Origin of the sequence: Psychrobacter pocilloporae, from assembly GCF_029872915.1 — a bacterium.
GTDB lineage: Bacteria > Pseudomonadota > Gammaproteobacteria > Pseudomonadales > Moraxellaceae > Psychrobacter > Psychrobacter pacificensis.
In genome coordinates, this window is the sequence record NZ_PGFT01000001.1 from 2,785,447 (window position 1) to 2,811,543 (window position 26,097).

Sequence of the window (26,097 nt, forward strand, 5' to 3'; positions counted from 1 at the left end):
CCTCAATACGATCTCTTAAGACAATCGATTGACACGACCGACAATGACAAATCGGCTATTGTGGGTCGGCCATGGTAGTTTTAAGAAGACTTGCAATGTTCGCCGCTTTTGGCTTCACCAAATAGAATTTACGAACATAGTGCTCAAAGTCGTCCAATATCGTCTGACCCCACGCACTGCCTGTTTTATCTACATGAGCTTCAATCACTTGTTGTAAGTGAATGCGATGCTCTTCTGTTTGCTCGCTTGAGATACGGTTGAGATCGATCAGTTCATGATTGCAACGATCAAAGAAGTCACCTTCCATGTCGAGTACATAAGCAAAACCACCCGTCATACCAGCGCCGAAGTTGAGCCCAGTACGGCCAAGAATCGTGACGATACCGCCAGTCATATATTCACAGCAATGGTCACCTGTACCCTCAATGACTGCATGCGCACCAGAGTTACGGACGCCAAAACGCTCACCTGCGGTCCCAGCAGCATATAACTTACCGCCCGTTGCACCATATAGACAAGTATTACCGATGATGGCGGTTTCTTGTGCCGTAAAGTTTGAGTCTTTAGGTGGATAAATGACAATCTCACCGCCAGCCATGCCTTTACCCACATAGTCATTGGCATCGCCTTCAAGCTCAATATTTAGGCCGCCAGCATTCCACACGCCTAAACTTTGCCCTGCAGTACCTGACAGGCGAAGCTTGATCGGCATATCGCTCATGCCAAGGTTGCCCCATACTTGTGCAATCTCACCAGAGATACGAGCACCAATAGAGCGGTCACAGTTGCCAATGAAATAGCTATAATCGCCGCCTGAGCCTTGGCGAATATTGACGAGCATATCGCGAATCATCTGCTCAGCGAGCAAGCCTTTATCAAACGGCTCGTTACGCTCCACCTGACACGTTTGGGCTTTGCCCACACTAGCTGGGTGACTAAATAGCAATGGCGTTAAATCAAGATGACGCTGCTTGTCCGTATTACCTTCTAAGATATCTAGCAAGTCAGTACGACCGACCAGCTCTTCCATACTACGAACACCTAGCGCTGCTAACCATTCACGTGTTTCAGTCGCCACAAATTTAAAGAAATTAATCAGCATTTCTGCTTCGCCAATGAAATGCTCATCACGCAGCTTGGCTTTTTGGGTAGCAACCCCTGTTGGACAATTATTTAAATGACAGATACGAAGGTACTTACAACCAACCGCAATCATCGGCGTGGTACCAAAGCCAAAGCTTTCTGCACCAAGAATGGCAGCCTTGACGACATCCAATCCTGTTTTTAAACCACCATCGGTCTGAACACGTACCTTATCACGTAATCCATTCACTCGTAGAGACTGATGGGTTTCAGCCAAACCTAGCTCCCATGGCGAGCCTGCATGATGGATAGACGATAGCGGAGATGCTGCTGTACCACCATCATAACCTGAGATCGTAATCAAATCGGCATAGGCTTTTGCAACGCCTGTCGCGATCGTACCAACACCGGGACGCGACACCAATTTAACGGATACCAATGCATCTGGATTGACTTGCTTCAAATCAAAAATCAGCTGCGCCAGATCTTCGATAGAGTAAATATCATGATGTGGCGGCGGTGAAATCAAGGTCACGCCTGGCACCGAATAACGCAAGCGCGCAATCAACGCATTCACTTTACCACCAGGTAGCTGACCCCCCTCGCCCGGTTTTGCGCCTTGAGCGACCTTAATCTGCATCACTTCTGCTGAGCGCAGATATGCAGGTGTGACCCCAAAACGACCAGAGGCCACTTGCTTGATCTTTGAGTTACGCAACGTGCCATAACGCGCAGGATCTTCACCGCCCTCACCAGAGTTTGAACGTCCACCGATAGTATTCATCGCCATTGCAATCGATTCATGCGCCTCAGGAGACAGCGCGCCTAACGACATGCCTGCTGAGTCAAAACGCGTCAAAATCTCAGAGATGTCTTCAACATCATCGACATCGATACTGTTGTCAGTCTTTAGTTGCAACAAGTCACGTAAGGTCGCCACTGGGCGGCCATTGACTAGATTGGCATAATTCTGATAATTCTCATAATCGCCCGTACGTACTGCCGTATGCAGGCTGTTGATCACGTCAGGGTTAAAGGCATGGTACTCTTTATTGAAGACAAATTTGAGCAAACCGCCCTGATCTAGTGGCGCACGACGCTTAAATGCGTTGGCAGCCAGTTGCGCTTGGTCAGCGGCAAGATCTGCAAAGGTAGCGCCTTTGATACGGCTTTGTACGCCTTTAAAACATAGGCTCACGACCTCTTCAGAAAGACCAACTGCTTCAAACAGCTGCGCACCGCGATACGACACAATGGTAGAGATACCCATTTTTGATAAGATTTTTAGCAAACCTTTATCCAAGCCTTTGCGGAAATTAACGCGGGCTTGAATTGGATCACCAAGCAACTCACCAGTAGCCACCAAGTCATCGATGACATCATAAGCCAAATATGGATAGACGCAGGTGGCGCCAAAGCCAATTAATACCGCCACCTGATGCGAGTCACGCGCCAGCCCCGTCTCGATGATGAGATTGGCATCGGTACGGATACCTTCTGCAATCAGGTAATGGTGCACGGCTCCTGTGACCATGATGGCATTGGCAGGTACTTTTTCTGCATCGATCTCTTTATCAGACAGTACGATCAAGGTATTGCCCGAACGGATTTTATCTGCCACTTCTTCGCAAATAGCAACGATAGCATCAGATAACTCTAAAGTACGGTCATAGTTCAGATCGATACGAGCCATCTTGAATGCTGGATCATCCAAGGTTTCAAGCTGCTGCATCTTGCTGGCTGACAAGACTGGTGATGACAAAATAATACGGTGAGCATCTCTTGCTGATGGCGCAAACACATTAGTCTCAGCACCTAGGCAAGTTTGTAGTGACATCACGATTGATTCACGTAATGGATCGATTGGCGGGTTGGTCACCTGTGCAAATTGCTGACGGAAAAAATCACCGACATGGCGGATTTGCTGCGATAGTACTGCCATTGGCGTGTCATCACCCATCGAACCTACTGGCTCTTGGCCATTCTCTGCATTAGGACGGATGATCTCTGTACGCTCTTCATTGGTGATGTGATACATTTTTTGTAATGCTTTTAACTTGTCGCCACGGCACGCTTGCGCTGCTAAGGTTTCTTCTAAGCGCTCATCATCACGGACACGTGTCGCTTCTTCACGCAGCCACTTTCGATACGGATGCGCATTTTTCAGCAACGTTGCAACAGCAGTCGTATCCATCACTTGACCTGTCAACGTATCAATAACCAGCATTTGACCTGGGCCGACACGACCTTTTGCCAACACATCTTGTGGTGAGTAGTCCCAAACACCAACCTCTGATGCGACGGTGATATAACCGTTCTTGGTGGTCACCCAACGTGACGGACGCAGACCGTTTCTATCGAGCATACAGACGGCATAGCGTCCATCTTGGATCACAAGCCCTGCAGGACCATCCCACGCTTCCATATGCTGCGAATAAAACTCATAAAACGCTCGCAAATCCATATCCATGCTATCGACGTTCTGCCACGCTGGTGGCACCAAAATCGACATCGCATGGAACAAATTCATACCACCAGACATTAGCACTTCAAGCATGTTATCTAGGCTTGATGAATCAGAACCTGTACTGTTTACAAGCGGCGTCAATTCATTCAAGTTCGGCAGTTTGTCTGATTTGAGCTTTGGCGTGCGTGCTTTAGACCAGTTGCGATTACCTGTAATGGTATTTAATTCACCATTATGAGCCAGATAACGGAACGGCTGTGCCAATGGCCAACGCGGCAAAGTATTGGTGGAGAAACGCTGATGGAAAACCACGATATGTGACGCCAAGCGCTCGTCTTGAAGATCCAAGAAAAATGCTGGCAGGTCTGATGGCATGACCAAACCTTTATAAATAATGGTCTGGCAGCTTAATGAACATACGTAAAACAGCTCGTCATCTGTCAGGCGCTGCTCTGCTTTTTTGCGTGCAACAAACAGCTTACGGTTGAAATCTTCAGCAGCCAAGTTATCTGGCGCATTGACAAATACCTGCTTAAAATCTGGTAATGTCTCACGGCCGATCTCACCCACAATACTCAAATCAAGTGGCACATCACGCCAGCCAGCGACTTCTAATCCTTGGGCGGTAATCTCATCGCTCAATACTTGCTGGCTATGCTTGGCTTTACCATCATCCAAATTGACGAACACCATACCAACGGCAAAGTTGTCTGTGATTGCGAATTGCTGCTCATCAGCGATCTGTTTAAAGAAGTCGGTAGGCGTCGCTAATAGTAGACCGCAACCATCACCAGTTCTACCATCTGCCGCCACACCACCACGATGTGTCATGCAACTTAAACTATGAATGGCGGTTTTTACCAAATTATGGCTGGCTTCACCCTTAATATGAGCAATTAGACCAAAACCGCAATTATCAGAAAAATCATCTGGCGTGGCCAGGTGTGTTTGCGAGGAAATCATTGACATAGCTTGTCCTTTTAAGTAGACGGGCAACTTACATCTCCAATGCGGAGCATAAGCTGGTACCCGTAAGCAGAACGGGCTGATAGTGGATATTCGGATAGTTGAATTAGTAAATGGTGCGAGGCTCAATCAACATCATGCTATAAAAGCAAGTAACCCTTTGACCCTCTTGGTCATTAAGTAATGTCGTGACATATGCGTCATATATTAAAGACAGTGAATGGCAGCCCTTTGAAACAGAGTAATTTATACCCCCAAATGCCAATTGCCCAATCAGTAATACGTTATGTCGTTCGTTTAAGCATCGTGTGTTATGTCGTTATATCTAGCAATGAGAGCTGGACATCCAACCATTTAATAATCGTGCATGTGGTTCGTCTTGAATATCTGACGCTCTGTATTCAAGCGCCTTATTCACTCTAAAAAGAGTGACAATAAGAGAGGTTGCGTCACTTACAATGATCTTGATGTCGGTTGTAAGTAGCCGCGCTTGAGACAACAAATTTCAGTAATAAACTCTATAAATGATAGATCTATCACTAAATGCTTGTTTAACAATAGTTTTTTACGATAACTATACAGAACGTCGCCCACAGTTATATTAGTTAATGATTCACAAAAAATCTAGTCTTTTCTATCGATTCATCAGCCATAATTTGTATATGGTCTCATTACTATTGGTTATAGGACGATTAAAAACCTATTAGAAATATAATATAAAGCGCCTATGTTAGGGTTACCTGAGGCAATGGATGATATCTGTCTACCTTGAATACTTTGCCCCAAAATAGCGACAGTAGCCACTAATATATTAAAAAAACGAAGTATAAAAAAACCCACTAACCAATTAGCTAGTGGGTTTTCAATAACAAAAAATGCGTATCAGTTGCTTTTGTCCTCTATTAACGACTTGATACTGTCACTATTATTTTTAGGCGCATTATTATTTTTAGGTGCATTTGCATTAATCTTTGCCCCATTGTTGCTCGTATTGGGCGGTTTTGGCGCAGGTACAGCGGGTGGTTTTTTAGCGGTGCTATTATCTGCACCTGCTGTTGACGGCTTTTTATTTTCCTGCTTGGAGTTATTGGTATTACTTTCCGTTTGACTTGATGCCTCATCAGTTGACTGTGGCTCATTACCAACTGTGCGCTCTTCTGTGACAGATAATGTTTCAGAGGTATCTGCAGATTGACGGATGCTTTCTACTGGGGCGCTATCGTTAGAGGAACGTTGACTATCGCGACTCGTATTAGTGTTAGCGGCTTCTTGCTCATTAGCCGTATTGTTGACTGCTTGCGCTTGCTGACGTACTGGTATTTCACGCTTAGTCGGTTTTAGATTGACAGCGCGCGTGCGCTTCGTACTTAAGTCTTTTACTGGATCAGGACGCTCGTAGTTATCGATAATACTTACGTATCGATTGATCTCCTCCGGTAGTACACGTACATTGGCAGGCAGTTTAAAATCTGTGAGCTTTGCTGCCCCAACGGCCTCCTGTGGACTACTCATGATTCCGTAAGTCAGCATATAACGGACTTGATTTTCACTATCAAGATAGCGGAAATAAGCGAACTTATCACGATCTTCACGGCCTTCTAAATAACTGACAATCACGTCATTTTCAGCGACATTCATCACCTGCACGGTCCACTTACCCTTGTTGGCAAGTAGATAGCGCTTGTCTTTAAACTCGTCAGGATAATTACGCAAATCACGGACAGTCGTATCAAAACTAATCGGCTGTACATCGGTATCCAGCTCGTGAAGCGACTCGATTTTTAATGGTTGCTCAAACTCATCAGCCAACATTTGCGGTGCTGATACTGGTTCATTTTCAATTTTGGCACCCATCGCTGGCGTTTGGCTTAGCATCCAGACCAACGCTGTCACAACACCTAATAGTAACGTCGCGACCAGCCAGATCAGGGCTTGACGACTGTATGATTGGCCAGCGGTACGCGTCTTCGATTTTGATGCTGCCATAGGAATATCCTTGGTAAAAACATATTTAAGAGCATTACATCAATGCTCATTCAAATAGAAGTGCAGTGAGTGCAGCCTATGAATCTGCTGTACATATCAAGTTTTGGTACGAATACTCACTAAAATTTTGATACATTATGCGCTGTGTTGTGACAATACTTCGAGCAACATATCGTTATCGAAGTCATTGGTCACTACTGCACTCCCTATTGATTTTAACAAAATCAGCCGGATTTGTCCTTGTTTCACTTTTTTATCGTGTCCCATCAAGTCCAGAGCAGTTTGTACATCAATGGCAGGCGGTTTGGTTGGCAGGTTACCTAGCATCAAAACACGCTCAATGCGCTCAACCTCATCAAGGGTCAACCAACCAATTTTTTGGGACAGTTCAGCTGCTTGCATCATGCCCGCCGCTACCGCCTCACCATGCAACCAATTGCCGTAACCTTGATGGGTCTCGATCACATGACCAAACGTATGCCCAAAGTTCAACAGGGCACGCACACCTGACTCTCTTTCATCTTGAGCGACCACATCTGCTTTGTATTGACAGCAGCGCTTCACGGCTTCGCCAAGTACTGCCAGATCCAACGCCATCATTGCAGTTAAATTCTCTTCAAGCCATGTCAGGAATGCTTCATCCATGATAAGCGCATACTTGATAATTTCAGCGACTCCTGCTGACAGCTCACGTGCAGGCAATGTTTTGAGCGTACTCATATCAGCGAGCACCATTTGTGGCTGCCAAAATGCCCCAATCATATTTTTGCCTTGCGCATGATTGATGCCCGTTTTGCCGCCAACGCTAGAATCGACTTGCGATAATAAGGTCGTTGGAATTTGGATAAAGTTGACCCCGCGCATAAAACTTGCTGCAGCAAAACCTGTCATATCACCCACCACGCCGCCACCAAGTGCGATAAGCGTGACATCACGATTGAAATGCTCTGCCATTAGTGCATCATATATTTGGTCAATGCTTGTCTGGTTCTTATATTGCTCACCATCTGGTAACACGCAAACTTTTACCGTAAACTGCTCTGCTAGCTCGTCTTCTAAAGCTTGCAAATATAGAGGTGCCACGGTATCGTTAGTCACAATCAATACTTGGCAACCCTTAATATAAGGTGCGACTTGCTTTGCCATACTGCTGTCTTTTGACGTCGCATCTTCAGTAATAATGATTGGATAATCATGACTTTGCGTACGAACTGTTAAGCTATCATGAAACAGTGACGTTGCCATGAGACACTCCTTAAGCATTTATAATTGGGTAAAAGTAGCTGAGTATACCTACCTATCATATCAATAGCTAATATCGGTCTACTCTTTATTGTCTTTTGGTGTTGTGTCAGTACAATCAAAAAATGCGTTCAGCTGCTGCATTAATTGGCTGACCATATGACGCGGATAAGTGTGACCAGTGGGCATAATAATATGCGCGACCTGACGATATAATGGATCGCGAATACTATATAGATCTTGCAGTATTTTTCTAGGATTAGGCTGTTGTAAAAGAGGCCGTGACTTGTCTTTAGAAGTGCGGGCCATTTGCACATCGACTGGGGCATTGAGATAAACCACGATGCCACGCTGTCTTAAGAACTCTCGGTTTTCAGCAGCCAATACTGCGCCACCGCCAGTTGCCAATACAATTTGGGGGGCTTGAGTCAGCTCATCAATGGCACGTGTTTCACGCTCACGAAAACCCGCTTCACCTTCTTTGGCGAATATCCAAGCAATGTCAGCACCGGTTTGCGATTCGATATACCAATCACTATCTACAAAAGTGCGACCTAACTGCTTGGCCAGTAACTTACCGATCGTCGTCTTCCCCGCTCCCATCGGACCCACTAAAAACACCGACGGCAATTCCTGCACCATAATACTCACTCAGCTAAATTAGCTATCATACAACGTCATTGATATTCTGGCTAGTAATGCGCTGTGATTATTGTTAGTAATATTTAGCGCTTAACGTCCATTAATCCATGCATATAGCTCGCAATATTAAAGATGCTAAGTTTATGCACAAAAAAAAGTAAGCACTAAGGCTTACTTTTTTAGTGAATAATAAACAAATTTATGATTAATTTAAGCGAGTTGTACCATCATTGATCAATTTTGGTGTGACAAATATCAACAGCTCTTCCTTATTGTTATTGCGCACATCTCTGCGGAATGCACGGCCAATGTATGGTAAATCGCCTAAAAACGGCACTTTGTCCACGTTATTATTAGTGCGGTTTCTAAAGACCCCACCCAATACCACCGTTTGACCATCTTCAACGATCACATTGGTTGAGATAGAATCCTCAGAAATAGCCACCTGATTGTTGATAATAGTCGGCGTACCATTAGTAATAAGTAACTGCAGACCAATTTTGCCATCAGGGGTAATATTTGGCGTCGCCTCTAAACTCAGTGCCGCTTCTCTAAAACTGGTTGTAGTTGCGCCGCTCGCTGAGGCTTCTTGATAAGGAATCTGGGTGCCAGAAGAAACTTTTGCGGTTTGCTTGTCGGCCGTCAACACTTTCGGGGTTGAGATGACTTCACCGCGATTGTCCGCTTGCAATGCTGATAGTTCAAGATCAAGCATCACATCAGATAAACTTAATAAGCCAAAAGCGATACTACCGGCTGGATTATCCACCCCTAAATCAACGTTTAAGTTATCAGGACGGCTGATGTCATATGAAGGATAAGAAACCGTTTGTCCATTGACAGTCGTGGTTTCTACGTCAAACTCTTTTAAGTCCCATAAAGTTTGATCACTACCACCAACCAACAAGCTACGATTATTGGCTGCACCATTTGATAAGATTCCCCAGCGAACCCCAATCTCTTTACTAAAGCTGTCAGTGGCACTAACAATACGTGCCTCAATCATAACCTGACGCACAGGGATGTCAATCTTACTAATGAGTTTGTGAATATTTTCGATACTGTCAGCCACATCTTTGACAATCAAGGTATTGGTACGCTCATCAACTGTTACCGTACCACGATCCGACAACAACGTATTATTGTCATTTCCACGATTTGTAAGTCCGCTCGTGCCCCCTATACCGCTACTACCAGATGAGCCACTTCCTTGAGAAATCAAAGTCAGGACATCTTGTGCTTTTGCATAGCTCAAACGAATATATTCAGTACGTAATGGCGCATAAGATTGAACAGCTTGCTGCGCTTCAAGCTCACGTGCTTCTTGTTCAGCGAGTTCAGTAGAAGGCGCAACCAAAATCACATTACCATTTTCGCGCTTGCCTAGATTTTTACTTTTTAGAATAATATCGAGTGCTTGATCCCAAGGCACGTTGATCAAACGCAAGGTGATGTTACCAGCGACTGAATCACTCGCAACGATATTCATCTCAGTAAACTGCGCTAAAATATCTAACACGCTGCGAATTTCAACGTCTTGGAATTCCATGGACAGTGGCTCGCCGCTGTATACTCTCTCCTCAAGTGTCGGCTCACGTAGCAGCTCAGGCTTGCTAATACTAATATTTAACTGATTGCCTGACTGATAAGCTTGATACTCGTAATCATCAAACATATTAATAGTGATGACACCATTTTGTCCTTGGTTTTTAGTATCGATGCTACTCACCAGACCACTATTAATATTTAATCGACGTAGCAAGTTTCTTGGGACCGTACTGCCTGTTAAACGTACGACAAGCTTATTACCTTGGCGTTGTACATCTACCGGAATGGCTTCGTTGGCAAGTACCATGCTGACGTTACCGCCACCATCATTACCTGCCGAAAAATTGACCGCGCTGAGACCATCATAGCTGTATTGCTTACTCACTTGTGCCGAAGCAAGTTGCGGGTTCAACAGTGGATTAACTCTGACTACCATCGTATCGGCTGGTACTTCGTTTTCTACCACGACGGTATTATTTGTACTGACAGCTGCAACGGGAACCGTGCTGGTCTCAACGATTGGCGTGACGACTGCAGTGGTGGTGATGCCGCTAGAGTTATTAAGGACATCTTGTACAGGGTCACTAGTAATCACTGGACGATCAGGATCTGTAATGGTCAGTAGTAGCTCGTTACCCTCAATCGCTGTTGTATAATTGCCTGATTGCTTGAGGCCAACGATAAGACGCGTCGTACTGTCGCTACTCAACGTGGTGACATCATTGACCATACCGATATTGTATTCGTTGAAACGACTGGCAAGACCGTTTTGTACTTGTTCAAAGTCTAATACCAAGCGGCTAGGATCATCAAGCTCGTAGGCTGCAGGCAATACTGGTAAACCTGTGAACCCCAAACGCATTTGTGTCACTGCTGGTGCAGTTTGCACTACAGACACATTATTGATGCGCTGTGCAGCGTGGGCGCTACTACTTACTGCCACCATGCTGACTGCCAGTGCTGAAATGGCAAAAGCAGAAGAAACGCGGTTGCTCATCATCATTACCTTGTTATTGCGTACTGTCATTATTTATTCCTCAAAAAATCTGCCGACTTAGCTTATAGGGGATACCAGCGACTGGGGTTTTTCAATAAACCCAGCGCGGCTGTCTGGCACAATTTCAATCAAATTGATCTGGGTCGGCGTGATTTCAACAATACGGCCGTCATTCAATCCAAGATAATCACCTACCTTCACACTAGCAACTGAACCATCAGGACGTTGTACCAATGCGTATCGCTGACCTTCAGGCGACACTACTACGCCTCGAAAAACCAGTTGCGATAACTCGTATTGTTCAAGTGGTTCTTTTACACGTGTAATATCTGGGCGCACGCCATCAATAGAAGTGGTAGGACCCTCTACATTCACCAAGCTCGGTGGTAAAAACGGGCTGCGCTGTGAGCTTGCACTATAGACGAAGTCTTCTACTAGTTCAGCTTTGGGTGGTGGTTCGATAGGCTGCGCTGGCTGGTTACGGATGTCAGTCATCGCTTGCTCTGCCATACCGATACGATCCGTACAGCCAGTCATCGCTAGCACTGAGATACTTAAAGTCAACAGCATGGGTAGTTTTTGCATACTCATTAGTTACCTCCTGCATTTGCATCAGTAGCGGCGGCATCACCTGCAGGAGCCGTTTCATCTTCAGGAGTCGCTTCTTTTGAACGATAGGTTTTGGTTTGCAAGACTAGATTAAGCTCAGGTAAAACATCTAAGCTCGGTTGTGGGTTACTCACCTCAAAATCGTGCATGGTGATGATACGAGGCAGTGCTGCAAGGCCACTAATAAAACTACCAAACTGATGATATTCACCTAAAGCAGCAATGCGAATCGGTTGCTCAATGAAAAATTCATTTTCAATCTCAGGTTCGACAGAGATGTCTTGAAAACGAATATTACTACCGACACCTGTCATATTGATACCTTCTACCAGCTCTGACACACGCGTGTCTTTTGGCAACTGGTCTAATAAGGTATTAAACTCCGTCTCCATCTGAACGACCTGTGCTTGATAGGCTTGTAGGTGACGCGCGCGCGATTCTTTTTCACGATAGCTTTCAAGCAAGGTCTGTTGCTGACTTTCAGCAGCATTGATCTCATCGATTTTGCTACTAATTGGTAGCGCCCATGATAGGGCCGCTATAAAGGTAATAATAAGACCGATCACCGTCACCTTCACTGGTAGCGGCCAGCTGCCATAATTTTCAGAGTCTAGTGACTCAAAACTGCGACGAAATTCATTAAGATCAAACTGCTTCTTTGGTTTTGAAGCAATTTTTTTGGTCTTAATCAGGCTTTTTTTACGGACAAGTTTCATAACTCCCCTCCCACACCATCTTCCGCAGGGACAGGCGTTTCTGATTGTACTTTAGTCGTCACTACGAACTGTACATAACTGTCTTCAGGATAGACTGGACGCGGTGTCTCACCAGCCGTAGTGACGGTATTATTTAGTACAGGGGCCGCTTCATAAGCGCTAATGTTCTGTTGAATATTGCTAACTGCTGAGTTACCCATCCACTTGCTACTATCAATATTACGAATTAAGCTAGATACAATGTTTGGGTTATCAGCCAGACCAGTCAATGTTAATACATCGCCTTCGCGTTTGAGATTGGTTAGATAAAGCGCTGGTGGAATCGCTCTTGCCAGATCATCCCACAAACGTACTGGTACAGGACGCCGACCTTGCAAGTCTTGAATGACCTGCATACGTGAGATAATATCTTCACGGCGCTGCTCTAAACTGTCAATCTCAGTCAATGCGGTGTCTAAGCGTGCATTTTCTTGTTCAATCAAAGCATTAGCATCAAGCTGTTCATCAAGCTCATTGTTAAAATAGCTCCATGAAGCAAAGGCCGCCAATAAAGTGAGCAAAGTCACCGCAACGATCAGAGTCATAAACTCTTTGTTACGACGCTCGCGCTCTTCTTGTCGCCAAGGTAAAAGGTTAATACGAGCCATTAGTCAAAGCTCCTTAACGCAAGACCGCATGCAGCCATTAATCCTGGCGCGTCAATGGTCAATTGCTCATTATCAATATTAGGCGCAATGGTCATATTGGTAAACGGATTGGCAACACTAACTCTCACACCGAGTTTTTGTTGTGCCATCCCAGCAAGACCTGCAATGGAGCTACTACCACCCGCAAGTACCACGTGGTCAATACTGCTATACTGACTTGAGGAGAAGTAAAATTGTAAGGAACGAGTGATTTGCTGAATGGTATTTTCTATAAACGGGGTCAAAACTTCAGGATAGTAGTCATCAGGCAATGTGCGCTCACGTTTGCTCAGCGTTGCCTCTTCAGCTGACAGTCCATACCGGTTTTGAATCGCTTCTGTTAACTGAACACCACCAAACAATTGCTCTCGACTATAAATAAACTCACCATTTTTTGCGATATATAAAGTGGTTTGATTATGGCCGATATCAACCAAAGCGACCAGTTCTGGCATATTGGGTAGATTATCCGCCATCAGTCCAAAAGCACGCTCTATCGCATGTGATTCGATATCCATGACTTTTGTTTGCATCCCGCCAAAAGTCAATGCATCCACACGTTGATCTACGTTTTCTGAGCGAGATGCTGCCAGCAGGACTTGAACCATATCTTCGCTAACCAAAGAGGGGCCTAATACTTCAAAATCTAAATTCACATCCTCTAAAGGATAAGGTATGTATTGATCAGCATCGAGACGTATCTGTGCTTCACGCTCAACATCGCTTAGCATCATATCCATATCAATAATTTTGGTGATGACGGCAGATCCTGATACGGCCGTTGCAGCATTGCTGCCCGCAACTTGGCAACGTCTTGCTAGACTCGCTATAATGTTGCCAACCGCCTCTGTATCAACTAGGAGTTTGTCGACGACTACACCTTCTGGTAGTCTCTCAATACCGTAAGATTTTAGGTGGAACATGCCTTGTTGACGCTGTATGTCCACTATTTTTACTGAAGTGGCACAAATATCCACACCAATCAAATGTCGACTTTTTGAAGTAAATAGCCTCACAAACTCTATACCTTATATTAAGTGTACAATCTGATAGTTATTTGTAATAATTGAATACAATACTTTACTTAATTGGTAGATTCAAGCGTTTAAAAATATATTAAGGCCTACTTACACATTTATTATGACCTGTTGATTTTGTTCAAGGTATAATACCTTATCCGCTACAAATTCTAATGAATAAGTCTTATTATGGCTAAAAAAAATGCTACCGCTCGTCTCATTCATTTCTTGGTGGGACTTTTTGTCGCTTGCCTAGCATTGGCAGTTATCTTAGCGCTTGCTGTACCTATTGGTTTTTATGGGATGGCGATGTATTTATCGCCAACTTTGCCCAGTATTCAAGAGATAAAAACTGCCAATTTAGAAATGCCATTGCAGATTTATAGTAGCGATGACAAATTAATCGGCCAATACGGCAATCGTTTATCGTTACCAGTCACATTTGATGAAATTCCTGAAGATTTGACTCACGCTTTTTTAGCGGCAGAAGATGCTTCTTTCTTTCAGCATAGTGGCATCAGTATCAAAGGTCTTGGGCGCGCGGTCACTGAAGTGGTGACTGATGATGACAGTCAGACTGGTGGCTCAACTATTACGATGCAGGTCGCCAAAAATTATTTTTTAAGTCCTGAGCGTACTCTAAACCGCAAACTGACGGAATTATTTTTAGCACGTAAAATCGAAGACGAGCTGAGTAAAAATGATATTTTGACTTTATATGTCAATAAGATTTATTTGGGCGAAGGTGCTTATGGTATCCGCGCCGCTGCCAAAAAATACTATAGTAAATCACTAGATAATCTTACTATTGCTGAAATGGCAATGCTTGCCGGTTTACCAAAAGCCCCTTCTAAATATAATCCTGTTGCCAATCCTAGCCGCGCGTTGACTCGGCGTAACTGGATTATTGGCCGTATGTATGAGTTGGGTTATATCACCAAAGCTCAGCATGATGAGGCCGTTAACTCCCCCGTTGGCATTAAGCTATATCAAGAAAAACTCGACGTTAATATGCCCTATTTGGCAGAAATGACACGTGCGACCTTAGTTGAACGCTATGGTGAGCAAGTCATGCACAGTGGTTGGCGCGTTCGTCTCACGGTCGATAGTAAGGCACAAACGGCGGCAGAGGCTGCCATATTAACTGGGTTGATTGCTTACGAGCATCGTCATGGTTGGCGCGGCGCAGAGGCAAATGACGAGCCTCTCGAAAACTTTCAGCGCTATAGCAATATGTCTCCTGCCAAAGTTACCAAAGTCAACTCTCGTAGTTTTGAAGCGATATTACAGTCTGGTGAAAGTGTAACGGTCAATTGGTCTGGCATGAGCTGGGCACGCAAATACATCTCTGCCAATCGTATCGGTTACTACCCTAATAATGCTAGCCAAATAGTGAGCAAAAACGATATTGTCCGCGTGATACCTACCGCAAATGGTAATTGGCAACTAGGGCAGATACCCAAAATACAAGGTAGTCTGGTTTCATTAAATCCAGAAACCGGCGCGGTTAATGCATTAGTAGGCGGTTTTGATTTCAAACACAGTAAGTTCAACCGAGCCTTACAAGGATGGCGCCAACCTGGCTCAACCATCAAACCATTAGTCTATACCGCCGCTTTGGAAAAAGGCTACCGCCCAGACAGTATTGTTTCAGATCGCCCTATTCAAGTAGGCGACTGGAAACCTAAAAACTCTGATGAACGCTTCTTAGGGGATATCACGCTACGTCGTGGTTTGTATTTATCTCGCAACTTGGTTTCTATCCGTCTCCTACAAGCCATTGGTATCTCTGATGCGCGCAACCTCTTAGATGAGTTCGGCCTAGACAAAGAAAAACTACCAACAACTTTATCGTTGGCTCTAGGGGCAGGACAAGCAACCCCATTGCAAATGGTAACGGCGTATTCAACCTTTGCAAATGGTGGTCACCGCGTACAACCTTACTTTATTGAGCAAATTTATAACTATAAAAATGAGTTATTATTTCAGGCCAATCCACTTCAGGCTTGCGCCTTATGCTTTAATGAGCAACTTGAAGCGGTTAATAAAAACCTGATAGAAGAATATAACAAGTCATTAGAAGATAAAAACAGTACTACTGAAGAATTGGCTACCGAGAGCACAGAGCTAGAAAATAGTGAAAATGTAGAAGTAACGGATGAAGCAATCGACCTTACCGTCTACGACGCTGGTCCACAATCAGATCGCCTAAAAGCACCTGTCGTACAATACATAGCAGCCAAACAAGCACCAAGAATATTAAAGCCTAGAGTAGCATTTGAAATGGCAGATATTTTACGTGATGTGGTGCAACGTGGTACTGCAGTACGAGCAAAAGCCTTAGGCCGTGATGATATTGGCGGCAAAACCGGTACAACCAACGAAGCCAAAGACGCTTGGTTTGCAGGGTTTCATCCTACCAATGCAACGGTTGTATGGATGGGGTTTGATCAGCCAACATCTATGGGTCGCCGAGAGTATGGTGGTGTGGCTGCCCTGCCCATCTGGATGGACTTTATGAAAACTCAGCTCAAAGACACGCCAAACCAATGGGTGTCTATCAATAACCGCTCAAAATCTAAAAAGCAGCAACAGCAAATTATAGAAATGACCGATGATGGTATTATAACTGATGATGACGACATCTCTGATAATAGCGCACCAGCAAAACCGGTCAAGACTCAAATTCAGCAGCGCAAACCGACAGTCGCCGAGCCCACTGCAGATACTAACAACTCAGCAGTAGCTCAAGCAAACAATAGCCGTAGTAACGATAGCGTGCCGCAAAACCCTTTATCGGTCACGCCGGTCCAGCGTATGCCCCCGATGCCAGAGTAATCTACTGGTATCTCTAGCTACCGATATAAAAAAAAGGCTTATTCAGTCATCACTGAATAAGCCTTTTTTTGTAGATATTATATTTCGAATAGACTCATCCTGCTAAAACTCAACCATCCCTGCACGTAGTTGCTCGATCAGTTCTAAAAGCTGATTACGCCATTCTCTTATCGTTGCCTCATCAGGTAACCATTGATTTGACAAAGTAACGACATTCACAATAAGGTCGGGCGCAGATAAATCGCTACTTGGTTTTTCATCCACAACCGTATCTGGTGGTACCGCATAGAGACAACGCTCATAAGCGCGCTCTATATTTGCAATAAAGCCTTGCTGCTGCAATTGCTGCAAACGCTGAATCTCAGGAGATACCTGCGTGCGCTCGCTTAGTGCTTGCTCAATATCTGACAAAGTTGGTGCGGTCATATTTAAGCTATAAAAATGACCCAGTTCTTGAGTGAATGCCAGCAGCGCACCATACAAATGAAAAATAGCCGTTTCACAATGAGCTTGATATAGCTGCTTATCATTGGTGCTGCCTGCTGCTTGACAAGAGAGACGGCAGAAATACAGTTTTTGATTGGTACGATCTGCTTGATATTTGGCAACGCGAGTTTTACCTGCCATGTGCGACTTATCCTTCTATAGATAGTAAATTGAGGCTTATTTTCCAGTGTACTATTTTTTTAGATAATAGCACCATGCCTTTCTCAGTTTTTATACACACAAAAAAGCCAGCGACTTAGGCTGGCTTTTTCTTAAATTGGGAATGAAACAAAATACTTAATACGATTAATTATTTTGATTTAGCTCTTGAGCAAAGGCCTCATCAAAGCTTGCAAAGTCTTTGCTGTCAGTGCTTGCAGTCATATCAAACGCTGCATTTAGATCACTGTCTTGTAGCTTCTGATCCGCTGTCTCTTTGCGTGCCTTGTGATAAGCAAGACCCGTACCTGCAGGAATCAAGCGACCAACCACCACGTTTTCTTTCAGACCACGTAGCTCATCCACTTTACCAGTCACAGCCGCCGCCGTTAGTACACGGGTTGTTTCTTGGAAAGACGCCGCTGAGATAAAGCTTTCCGTTGCAAGACTTGCCTTAGTGATACCTAATAATTGACGTTCAAACTGTACTGGGAATTTGTCTTCCGCTTCTAGTTTCGCATTCAACGCTTTGATATCTGCATACTCGACCTGATCACCTTTGAAGTGGCTTGAATCGCCGCCGTCAGTGACTTCAACTTTACGCAGCATCTGACGAATAATAACTTCGATGTGCTTATCGTTGATTTTTACACCCTGCAAGCGATAGACGTCCTGTACTTCGTTGACGATATAATCAGCAAGTGCCGTCTGGCCTTTCAAACGCAAGATATCATGCGGGTTTTGTGGACCATCTGCAATAATCTCACCACGTGCTACCGTCTCGTTTTCAAAGACGTTGATTTGACGCCATTTTGGAATCAGCTCTTCATGTACTTCGCCATCTTCATTGGTAATAATGAAGCGGTTCTTACCTTTGGTCTCTTTACCAAAGCTTACGACACCTGTCATTTCTGCCATGATGGCGTGATCTTTTGGACGACGTGCTTCAAATAGATCAGCAACACGTGGTAGACCACCGGTAATATCTTTTGTACCAGAAGAGGCTTGTGGGACACGGCCTAGAATCGAACCTGCTGCTACTTTTTCACCATCGCTCACGCGAATGATCGTTTCAGCTGGTAAGAAGTAAACCACTTCTTTGCCTTCGTCAGTGTTCAAGATAATGGCAGGACGTAAGTCTTTTGCTGAACTTGAACGGTCACGAGTCGCTAGAATCTCAAACGAGCTCATACCAGTGGCATCATCAACCTTAACGGTCGCCGTTGAACCATCAACGATATCACTGAAACGTGCTGTACCAGCAAATTCTGTGATAATTGGATGGGTATGCGGATCCCATTTAGCGATGGTTTGACCGCTTTCAACCTGCTCTTCGTCTTTCACAAGAACGCTTGAACCGTACGGTACTTTATAGCGCTCACGCTCACGGCCAAGCTCATCAGTCAACGCGATTTCAGCTGAACGCGATACGATGACTAAGTGACCATCAGTATGCTGTACCGTTTTCATGTTTTCAAAGTGCGCTTGACCAGCATTACGTACAGAGATGCTGTTGTCCACAGATGCTGAACTCGCGGCCCCGCCCACGTGGAACGTACGCATGGTCAACTGAGTACCTGGCTCACCGATGGACTGAGCGGCCATAACACCAACTGATTCGCCGATGTTCACTTTATGACCACGTGCAAGGTCACGACCATAGCATTGTGAACACACACCATGTTCGATATCACAAGTAATCACCGAACGTACCCAGATATCATCGATTGCGTTGTTATCAAGGACATTAACCCAATACTCATCAATCAAGGTACCCGCTGGAATCAATACTTTTTCACTGTCATCATTGTAAGTAACGTCACGGGCAGTCACACGACCAAGTACGAGATCACCTAGCTTCTCAATGATTTCACCACCTTGGATATGTGGCTTCATGAGTAGGCCTTCTTCAGTACCACAGTCATCACTGGTGATCACCAAATCTTGCGCCACATCAACTAGGCGACGAGTTAGGTAACCCGAGTTAGCCGTTTTCAGTGCTGTATCCGCTAGACCTTTACGTGCACCATGCGTTGAGATGAAGTACTGTAGTACAGTCAAACCTTCACGGAAGTTCGCTTTAATTGGTGTCTCAATGATTGAGCCATCTGGTTTCGCCATCAAACCACGCATACCGGCCAACTGACGAATCTGTGCCGCACTACCACGAGCGCCAGAATCCGACATGATAAAGATCGAGTTGAATGACTTCTGCTCGTCTTCTTCGCCTTGCGCGTTGATAACTTTATCTGTTGCCAAATTATCCATCATCGCCTTAGCGACTTTGTCATTGGTACGTGACCAGATATCAACGACTTTATTATAGCGCTCACCAGCGGTCACAAAGCCTTGCTCAAATTGATCTTCGATTTCGCGAACTTCGCCTTCTGCCACTTCGATGATTTGTTTTTTCAGTGGTGGAATGACCATATCATCGATACCGATAGACACACCAGATAGCGTTGCTTGAGCAAAACCAAGATACATCAATTGGTCAGCAAACATAACGCTTTCTTTGACGCCCACTTTACGGTAGCAAGAGTTGATCAAACGAGAGATATTTTTCTTCGTCATCTCTTGGTTACACTCATCAAACGTCATACCTTTAGGCATGATGTTCCAGATAAGTAGACGACCAGCAACCGTATCTTTGATACTGGTTTCTTTGGTCTCGTTACCGTCTTCGTCAATTTGCGTTTCAGTGACACGCACTTTGATCTTCGCGTTTACATGCAAATCATTTGAACCAATTGCACGCAAAGCTTCGTTGACGGTCGAAAATATCATGCCTTCGCCTTTGGCATTGATAGACGAGCGACTGATGTAATATAGACCTAGTACAACATCCTGTGATGGTACGATGATCGGATCACCGTTCGCAGGTGATAAGATGTTGTTAGTAGACATCATCAAGGCACGCGATTCAAGCTGTGCTTCTAGGGTCAATGGCACGTGAACGGCCATTTGGTCACCATCGAAATCGGCGTTGAATGCAGTACAAACAAGCGGATGCAACTGGATTGCTTTACCTTCGATCAATACTGGCTCAAATGCCTGTAAACCCAAACGGTGAAGGGTTGGTGCACGGTTCAGAAGCACTGGATGCTCACGGATAACCATGGCCAGCATATCCCACACTTGTGGCTCTTCACGCTCTACCATCTTTTTGGCAGCTTTAATCGTAGTCGCTAAACCATGAGACAATAGTTTGTTATAAGTAAATGGCTTGAATAATTCTAGAGCCATTTTCTTCGGTAGACCACACTGATGTAAACGTAGTGTTGGGCCTACAACGATAACCGAACGACCAGAGTAATCGACACGCTTACCAAGTAAGTTCTGACGGAAACGACCTTGCTTACCTTTGATCATATCAGCCAAAGATTTCAATGGACGCTTGTTACTACCAGTGATGGCACGACCGCGACGACCGTTATCAAGCAACGCATCCACTGACTCTTGCAACATACGTTTTTCGTTACGTACGATGATATCAGGTGCGCTCAGCTCAAGCAGACGCTTAAGACGGTTGTTACGGTTGATGACACGGCGATATAGATCGTTTAGATCTGACGTCGCAAAACGACCACCTTCTAGCGGTACTAACGGGCGCAAATCTGGTGGTAGTACTGGCAAGATATTCATTACCATCCACTCAGGCTTGTTATTAGAGTCACGGAATGCTTCTAATAATTTAAGACGCTTAGACATTTTCTTAAGCTTGGTCTCAGAACCTGTTTGTGGAATCGCTTCACGCAGCTCATCAATCTCAAGATCCATATCGATATCTTTCAATAGGTCTTGGACAGCTTCCGCACCCATCTTGGCAGTGAACTCGTCGCCAAACTCTTCAAGTGCTTTGTAGTAATCTTCATCATCAAGCAACTGATACTTCTCTAAAGAAGTCAGACCAGGATCAGTCACGATGTAGCTTTCAAAATATAGGACACGCTCAATATCGCGCAATGTCATGTCTAGCAATAGACCGATGCGGCTTGGTAGTGATTTTAGGAACCAAATGTGTGCCACAGGACTGGCTAGGTCAATATGACCCATACGGTCACGACGGACTTTCGCAGTGGTGACTTCAACACCACATTTTTCGCAGATAACGCCTTGGAACTTACGGCGCTTATATTTACCACATAGACATTCAAAATCTTTTACTGGGCCAAATATTTTGGCACAAAAAAGACCATCACGCTCAGGTTTGAACGTGCGATAGTTGATGGTTTCAGGTTTTTTTACTTCGCCATGCGACCATGACTTGATGACGTCAGGTGAGGCTAGAGTAATTTGAATGCTATCAAACTCTGTATTACCGTTGCCGGTAGGGCTTTGCATGATATCGAGTAAATCTTTCAAGTTGCTTCTCCGTTATCTTTATAATCATCTGACAGCGTACCATTGACGCAGATAAGATGAATGAAGGCAATGAATAGGGTTGAGACAAATCACTAAAAGCAGCAGCAATAAAGCAGACTGCCTTTAGTGGACAACTAAGTTAAACAACGGGCTAGTTGCTTTGTTTTAACTCAATATTAATACCCAATGATTTGATTTCTTTGGTCAGTACGTTGAACGACTCAGGCATGCCTGGATCCATATACTGCTCACCATCAACGATGTTTTTGTACATACGAGTACGGCCTTCAACGTCATCCGACTTCACCGTTAGCATTTCTTGCAACGTGTAAGTCGCGCCGTATGCTTCTAGTGCCCACACTTCCATCTCACCGAAGCGCTGACCACCAAACTGAGCTTTACCGCCGAGTGGCTGCTGCGTGACTAGAGAGTAAGAACCCGTTGAACGCGCATGCATTTTGTCATCAACCAAATGGTTAAGCTTGAGCATGTACATGTAACCCACGGTCACTTTACGGTCAAATTTCTGACCTGTACGACCATCATATAATGTCTGCTGACCATCGCGATCCATACCAGCAAGCTCAAGCAGGTCTTTGACTTGGCTTTCTTTTGCGCCGTCAAATACTGCTGTGCCCATTGGTACACCGCCACGTAAGTTGTCTGCTAGCGCCATGATGTCATCATCACTTAAGCTATCAAGATCAACTTGCTCACCGCCTACTTGGTTATAGATTTTGTCCAAGAAGTCACGTAGCTCTTTGATCGCTGCTTGAGATTTGAGCATACCATCAATCTTCTCGCCCAATCCTTTCGCTGCCATACCCAAATGCGTCTCTAGAACCTGACCAATGTTCATACGAGATGGTACACCAAGTGGGTTCAATACGATGTCAACGGTATTACCATTTTCATCATAAGGCATGTCTTCAACTGGCATGATGCGCGATACCACACCTTTGTTACCATGACGACCAGCCATCTTATCACCAGGCTGAATACGACGCTTAACCGCTAGATATACTTTAACGATTTTTTGTACGCCATGTTGTAAGTCATCACCAGCAGTCAATTTGCGTTTTTTCTCGGCAAACTTCACATCGATGTCTTTTTGCTTATCAACCAAGTAATCAGAGATTTGCGTCAGACGCTCAGAGATTTCTTCTTCTACTGGCTGGATATCAAGCAATGTTTCAAGGCTCATATCTTTCATATCAGCCAATGCCATAACCGTACCGGCTTTTAGACCAGCACCGCCGCTGACTTTTTGGCCATCTAGTAGAGTACCAATACGACCGCGAGCCGCTTCTTCAAAGATACGTAGCTCTTCTTTCAAATCTTTGCGATAGCTATCAAGCTGCGATTTTTCAATCGCTCTTGCGCGTGCGTCTTTTTCAACGCCATCACGGGTGAAGACCTGCACATCAATAACCGTACCTTTACTTGAAGTTGGTACGCGTAGTGAAGTGTCTTTCACATCCGCCGCTTTTTCACCAAAGATAGCGCGTAGTAGTTTCTCTTCTGGCGTTAGCTGCGTTTCACCTTTTGGCGTCACTTTACCAACGAGAATATCACCAGCATCAACTTCAGCACCGATATAGACGATACCTGCTTCATCAAGACTTGATAGTGCGGCTTCACCAACGTTTGGAATATCAGCCGTGATCTCTTCTGTACCTAGCTTGGTATCACGAGCCACACAAGTCAATTCTTGGATATGAATCGTAGTGAAACGATCTTCTTTTACGACTTTTTCAGATAGTAAGATTGAATCTTCAAAGTTGTAACCATTCCACGGCATAAATGCGATGCGGATGTTCTGACCAAGTGCTAGCTCACCAAGATCCGTTGATGGACCATCAGCCAAGATATCACCCAAAGCAATCTCGTCACCTTGGTTAACGATGATACGTTGGTTGATACAAGTGTTTTGGTTAGAGCGCGTGTATTTGATCAAGTTATAGATATCAATACCCGCTTCACCAGCAACCATCTCGTCTTCGTTGACACGAACCACGATACGTGATGCATCAACATCTTCAATCACACCGCCACGCTTAGCGATGACACAAACACCTGAGTCACGAGCAACGTGACGCTCCATACCGGTACCTACCAATGGCTTATCAGCACGCAGGGTAGGAACCGCCTGACGCTGCATGTTCGAGCCCATCAAGGCACGGTTAGCATCATCATGCTCTAGGAACGGAATCAGACCTGCTGCAACCGATACTACCTGACTTGGTGATACATCCATATGCGTCACTTTTTCTGGCGGCATACGAACAAATTCACCATAGCTACGTACACTGACCATCTCGTCAGATAACGCGCCATCCTCAGTCATCGGAGAGTCAGCCTGTGCAATAACAGTACCGACTTCTTCGATTGCTGATAGATATTCAATATCATCAGTCACTTTACCATCAACCACACGGCGATATGGCGTTTCTAAGAAGCCAAAGCTGTTGGTTTTAGCAAATGTCGCTAGTGAGTTGATCAGACCAATGTTTGGACCTTCAGGAGTCTCAATAGGACATACACGGCCATAATGCGTATCATGTACGTCACGTACTTCAAAGCCTGCGCGTTCACGAGTTAGACCACCAGGTCCTAACGCTGATACACGGCGCTTATGGGTAACTTCAGACAATGGGTTGTTCTGATCCATAAACTGTGACAACTGGCTTGAACCAAAGAATTCTTTAACCGCAGCCGCTACTGGCTTAGAGTTAATCAAATCTTGTGGTGACAAGTTGTCTGACTCTGCTGAGCTCAAACGCTCTTTTACGGCACGCTCAACACGTACTAGACCAACACGGAATTGGTTTTCTGCCATCTCGCCCACTGAACGAATACGGCGATTACCTAGATGGTCAATATCATCAACATCGCCGCGACCGTTACGAATTTCGATAAGTTCTTTTAGAACATTAACGATATCATCGTTGGTCAATACACTGCGTTCGCGCTGTACGTCTGGATCATCGGTGTTTTCAAATGGCAGACCAAGACGACGGTTGAACTTCATACGACCGACGTTAGATAGGTCATAACGATCGGCGTTGAAGAACATGCTCTCAAACAGTTTCTCAGCCGTTTCAACCGTTGGCGGCTCACCTGGACGCATAACCTTATAAATTTCGATCAATGCTTCTTCGCGGGTTGAGGTGCTATCAGCACGTAGCGTATCAGCAATATAGCTGCCTTGGTCGATATCGTTAGTGAACAGAATGCTGAACTCTTTGATGGCACCACTGGCTTCAAATGAGTTCAATTTTACCAATAACTCGTGGTCGATTGGCGTGTTCGCTTTAGCGATGATTTCATCATTAACAACGATGTCTTCAGCTAAAATACGCTCATATAGGTATTCATCAGGTACCGCAATTTTCGTCATACCTGCTTCTTCAAGCTGACGGATACGGCGTGCGTTGATACGTTTGCCCTGCTCTACAATAACGTCACCTTCAGGTGATACGATATCAAACTGCGCCATTTCGCCACGTAGACGATCAGCAACTAGATCAATTTCAAACGTCTCTTCAGCTTTATAAACAGCAACTTTATCAAAGAACAAATCTAGAATTTCAGATGTAGTCAGGCCAAGTGCACGTAGAATGATAGAAGCCAATAGCTTACGGCGACGGTCAATACGAGCAAAGACTAAGTCCTTTGCATCAAATTCAAAGTCTAACCATGAACCACGGTAAGGGATGATACGCGCGTTATAAAGCACTTTACCACTTGAATGCGACTTACCTTTATCATGGTCAAAGAACACACCAGGTGAACGATGTAGCTGAGATACGATAACACGCTCAGTACCATTAATAATGAAAGTACCGTTCGCAGTCATCAAAGGTATCTCGCCCATGTAAACGCTTTGCTCACGGATATCTTTGATAGCGGCTTTGCTATCTTTATCTTTGCTATCTTTATCTTTGATGATCAAGCGAATTTTGACACGCATCGGCGCCGCAAACGTTGAACCACGTAAGATACACTCACGCTCATCAAATTCAGGCGTACCTAAATAGTACTCAACAAATTGCAACTCCGCGTTACCAGAGTGACTCTCAATTGGGAAAATAGAGGAATACGCAGCTTGCAAACCAGTATTCTCACGAGCTTTTGGCTTTTTATGCTCTTGCAAAAATTGCTCATAAGAATCTACTTGAATAGACAATAAATAGGGAACGTCCATTACAGTGGGCAATTCAGCAAAACTTTTGCGAATACGCTTTTTTTCAGTATAAGAATATGCCATCGAGAGTCCTTACAGTAA

General features: G+C 44.7%; 13 protein-coding genes. 1 reads left to right on the top strand and 12 read right to left on the bottom strand.

What is annotated here, in order from left to right; all coding sequences use genetic code 11:
• Window positions 1-55: 55 nt before the first annotated feature.
• From gltB to pilM, 9 genes are all read right to left on the bottom strand, one after another.
• A complete protein-coding gene (gene gltB, locus CUR83_RS11930) occupies window positions 56-4,519 on the bottom strand; it encodes a glutamate synthase large subunit (protein WP_284719725.1) in 4,464 nt (1,487 codons plus the stop codon).
• Between the two features lie 879 nt (window positions 4,520-5,398).
• The gene (locus CUR83_RS11935) at window positions 5,399-6,502 is read right to left on the bottom strand and encodes a hypothetical protein (protein WP_284719726.1); all 1,104 of its coding nucleotides are present in this window, start codon (window positions 6,500-6,502) and stop codon (window positions 5,399-5,401) included.
• A 135-nt stretch (window positions 6,503-6,637) separates the two neighbouring features.
• A complete protein-coding gene (gene aroB / locus CUR83_RS11940) occupies window positions 6,638-7,747 on the bottom strand; it encodes a 3-dehydroquinate synthase (RefSeq protein ID WP_284719727.1) in 1,110 nt (369 codons plus the stop codon).
• A gap of 78 nt (window positions 7,748-7,825) precedes the next feature.
• Window positions 7,826-8,386, bottom strand: a complete 561-nt coding sequence (gene aroK, locus CUR83_RS11945; RefSeq protein ID WP_093071072.1) for a shikimate kinase AroK — start codon at window positions 8,384-8,386, stop codon at window positions 7,826-7,828.
• Between the two features lie 205 nt (window positions 8,387-8,591).
• A complete protein-coding gene (locus tag CUR83_RS11950) occupies window positions 8,592-10,961 on the bottom strand; it encodes a type IV pilus secretin PilQ (protein ID WP_186473575.1) in 2,370 nt (789 codons plus the stop codon).
• A gap of 27 nt (window positions 10,962-10,988) precedes the next feature.
• Window positions 10,989-11,522: a pilus assembly protein PilP gene (locus CUR83_RS11955; RefSeq protein WP_058025948.1), complete on the bottom strand. Its 534-nt coding sequence runs from the start codon at window positions 11,520-11,522 to the stop codon at window positions 10,989-10,991.
• Window positions 11,522-12,256: a type IV pilus inner membrane component PilO gene (locus CUR83_RS11960; protein ID WP_071002930.1), complete on the bottom strand. Its 735-nt coding sequence runs from the start codon at window positions 12,254-12,256 to the stop codon at window positions 11,522-11,524. Before CUR83_RS11960 ends, CUR83_RS11955 begins: the two co-directional genes overlap by 1 nt.
• The gene (locus CUR83_RS11965) at window positions 12,253-12,903 is read right to left on the bottom strand and encodes a PilN domain-containing protein (protein WP_212564148.1); all 651 of its coding nucleotides are present in this window, start codon (window positions 12,901-12,903) and stop codon (window positions 12,253-12,255) included. Before CUR83_RS11965 ends, CUR83_RS11960 begins: the two co-directional genes overlap by 4 nt.
• On the bottom strand, window positions 12,903-13,958 hold the full coding sequence (gene pilM / locus CUR83_RS11970; RefSeq protein WP_284719728.1) for a type IV pilus assembly protein PilM: 1,056 nt from the start codon (window positions 13,956-13,958) through the stop codon (window positions 12,903-12,905). The genes CUR83_RS11965 and pilM overlap by 1 nt, the downstream gene beginning before the upstream one ends.
• Window positions 13,959-14,150: 192 nt before the next feature.
• Here pilM and CUR83_RS11975 point away from each other — a divergent pair, with 192 nt between their 5' ends.
• Entirely contained in the window at window positions 14,151-16,799 is a 2,649-nt protein-coding gene (locus CUR83_RS11975; protein ID WP_093071068.1) for a penicillin-binding protein 1A, read from the top strand.
• 102 nt (window positions 16,800-16,901) lie between these two features.
• Here CUR83_RS11975 and CUR83_RS11980 read toward each other — a convergent pair whose 3' ends face one another.
• The 3 genes from CUR83_RS11980 to rpoB all read right to left on the bottom strand — a co-directional run bounded on the left by CUR83_RS11980 (window position 16,902) and on the right by rpoB (window position 26,079).
• Window positions 16,902-17,426, bottom strand: a complete 525-nt coding sequence (locus CUR83_RS11980) for a DUF6586 family protein (RefSeq protein ID WP_093071066.1) — start codon at window positions 17,424-17,426, stop codon at window positions 16,902-16,904.
• A gap of 165 nt (window positions 17,427-17,591) precedes the next feature.
• On the bottom strand, window positions 17,592-21,809 hold the full coding sequence (gene rpoC / locus CUR83_RS11985; RefSeq protein ID WP_071002925.1) for a DNA-directed RNA polymerase subunit beta': 4,218 nt from the start codon (window positions 21,807-21,809) through the stop codon (window positions 17,592-17,594).
• Between the two features lie 151 nt (window positions 21,810-21,960).
• A complete protein-coding gene (gene rpoB, locus CUR83_RS11990; protein WP_284719729.1) occupies window positions 21,961-26,079 on the bottom strand; it encodes a DNA-directed RNA polymerase subunit beta in 4,119 nt (1,372 codons plus the stop codon).
• Window positions 26,080-26,097 lie beyond the last annotated feature (18 nt).

Excerpts from the sequence above, each read along its gene's own strand:
- CUR83_RS11935 (WP_284719726.1), bottom strand. The coding sequence starts at position 6,502 with ATGGCAGCATCAAAATCGAAGACGCGTACCGCTGGCCAATCATACAGT.
- CUR83_RS11955 (WP_058025948.1), bottom strand. The coding sequence starts at position 11,522 with ATGAGTATGCAAAAACTACCCATGCTGTTGACTTTAAGTATCTCAGTG.
- CUR83_RS11950 (WP_186473575.1), bottom strand. The coding sequence starts at position 10,961 with ATGACAGTACGCAATAACAAGGTAATGATGATGAGCAACCGCGTTTCT.
- gltB (WP_284719725.1), bottom strand. The coding sequence starts at position 4,519 with ATGTCAATGATTTCCTCGCAAACACACCTGGCCACGCCAGATGATTTT.
- rpoB (WP_284719729.1), bottom strand. The coding sequence starts at position 26,079 with ATGGCATATTCTTATACTGAAAAAAAGCGTATTCGCAAAAGTTTTGCT.
- aroK (WP_093071072.1), bottom strand. The coding sequence starts at position 8,386 with ATGGTGCAGGAATTGCCGTCGGTGTTTTTAGTGGGTCCGATGGGAGCG.
- CUR83_RS11960 (WP_071002930.1), bottom strand. The coding sequence starts at position 12,256 with ATGAAACTTGTCCGTAAAAAAAGCCTGATTAAGACCAAAAAAATTGCT.
- CUR83_RS11975 (WP_093071068.1), top strand. The coding sequence starts at position 14,151 with ATGGCTAAAAAAAATGCTACCGCTCGTCTCATTCATTTCTTGGTGGGA.
- CUR83_RS11980 (WP_093071066.1), bottom strand. The coding sequence starts at position 17,426 with ATGGCAGGTAAAACTCGCGTTGCCAAATATCAAGCAGATCGTACCAAT.
- CUR83_RS11965 (WP_212564148.1), bottom strand. The coding sequence starts at position 12,903 with ATGGCTCGTATTAACCTTTTACCTTGGCGACAAGAAGAGCGCGAGCGT.
- aroB (WP_284719727.1), bottom strand. The coding sequence starts at position 7,747 with ATGGCAACGTCACTGTTTCATGATAGCTTAACAGTTCGTACGCAAAGT.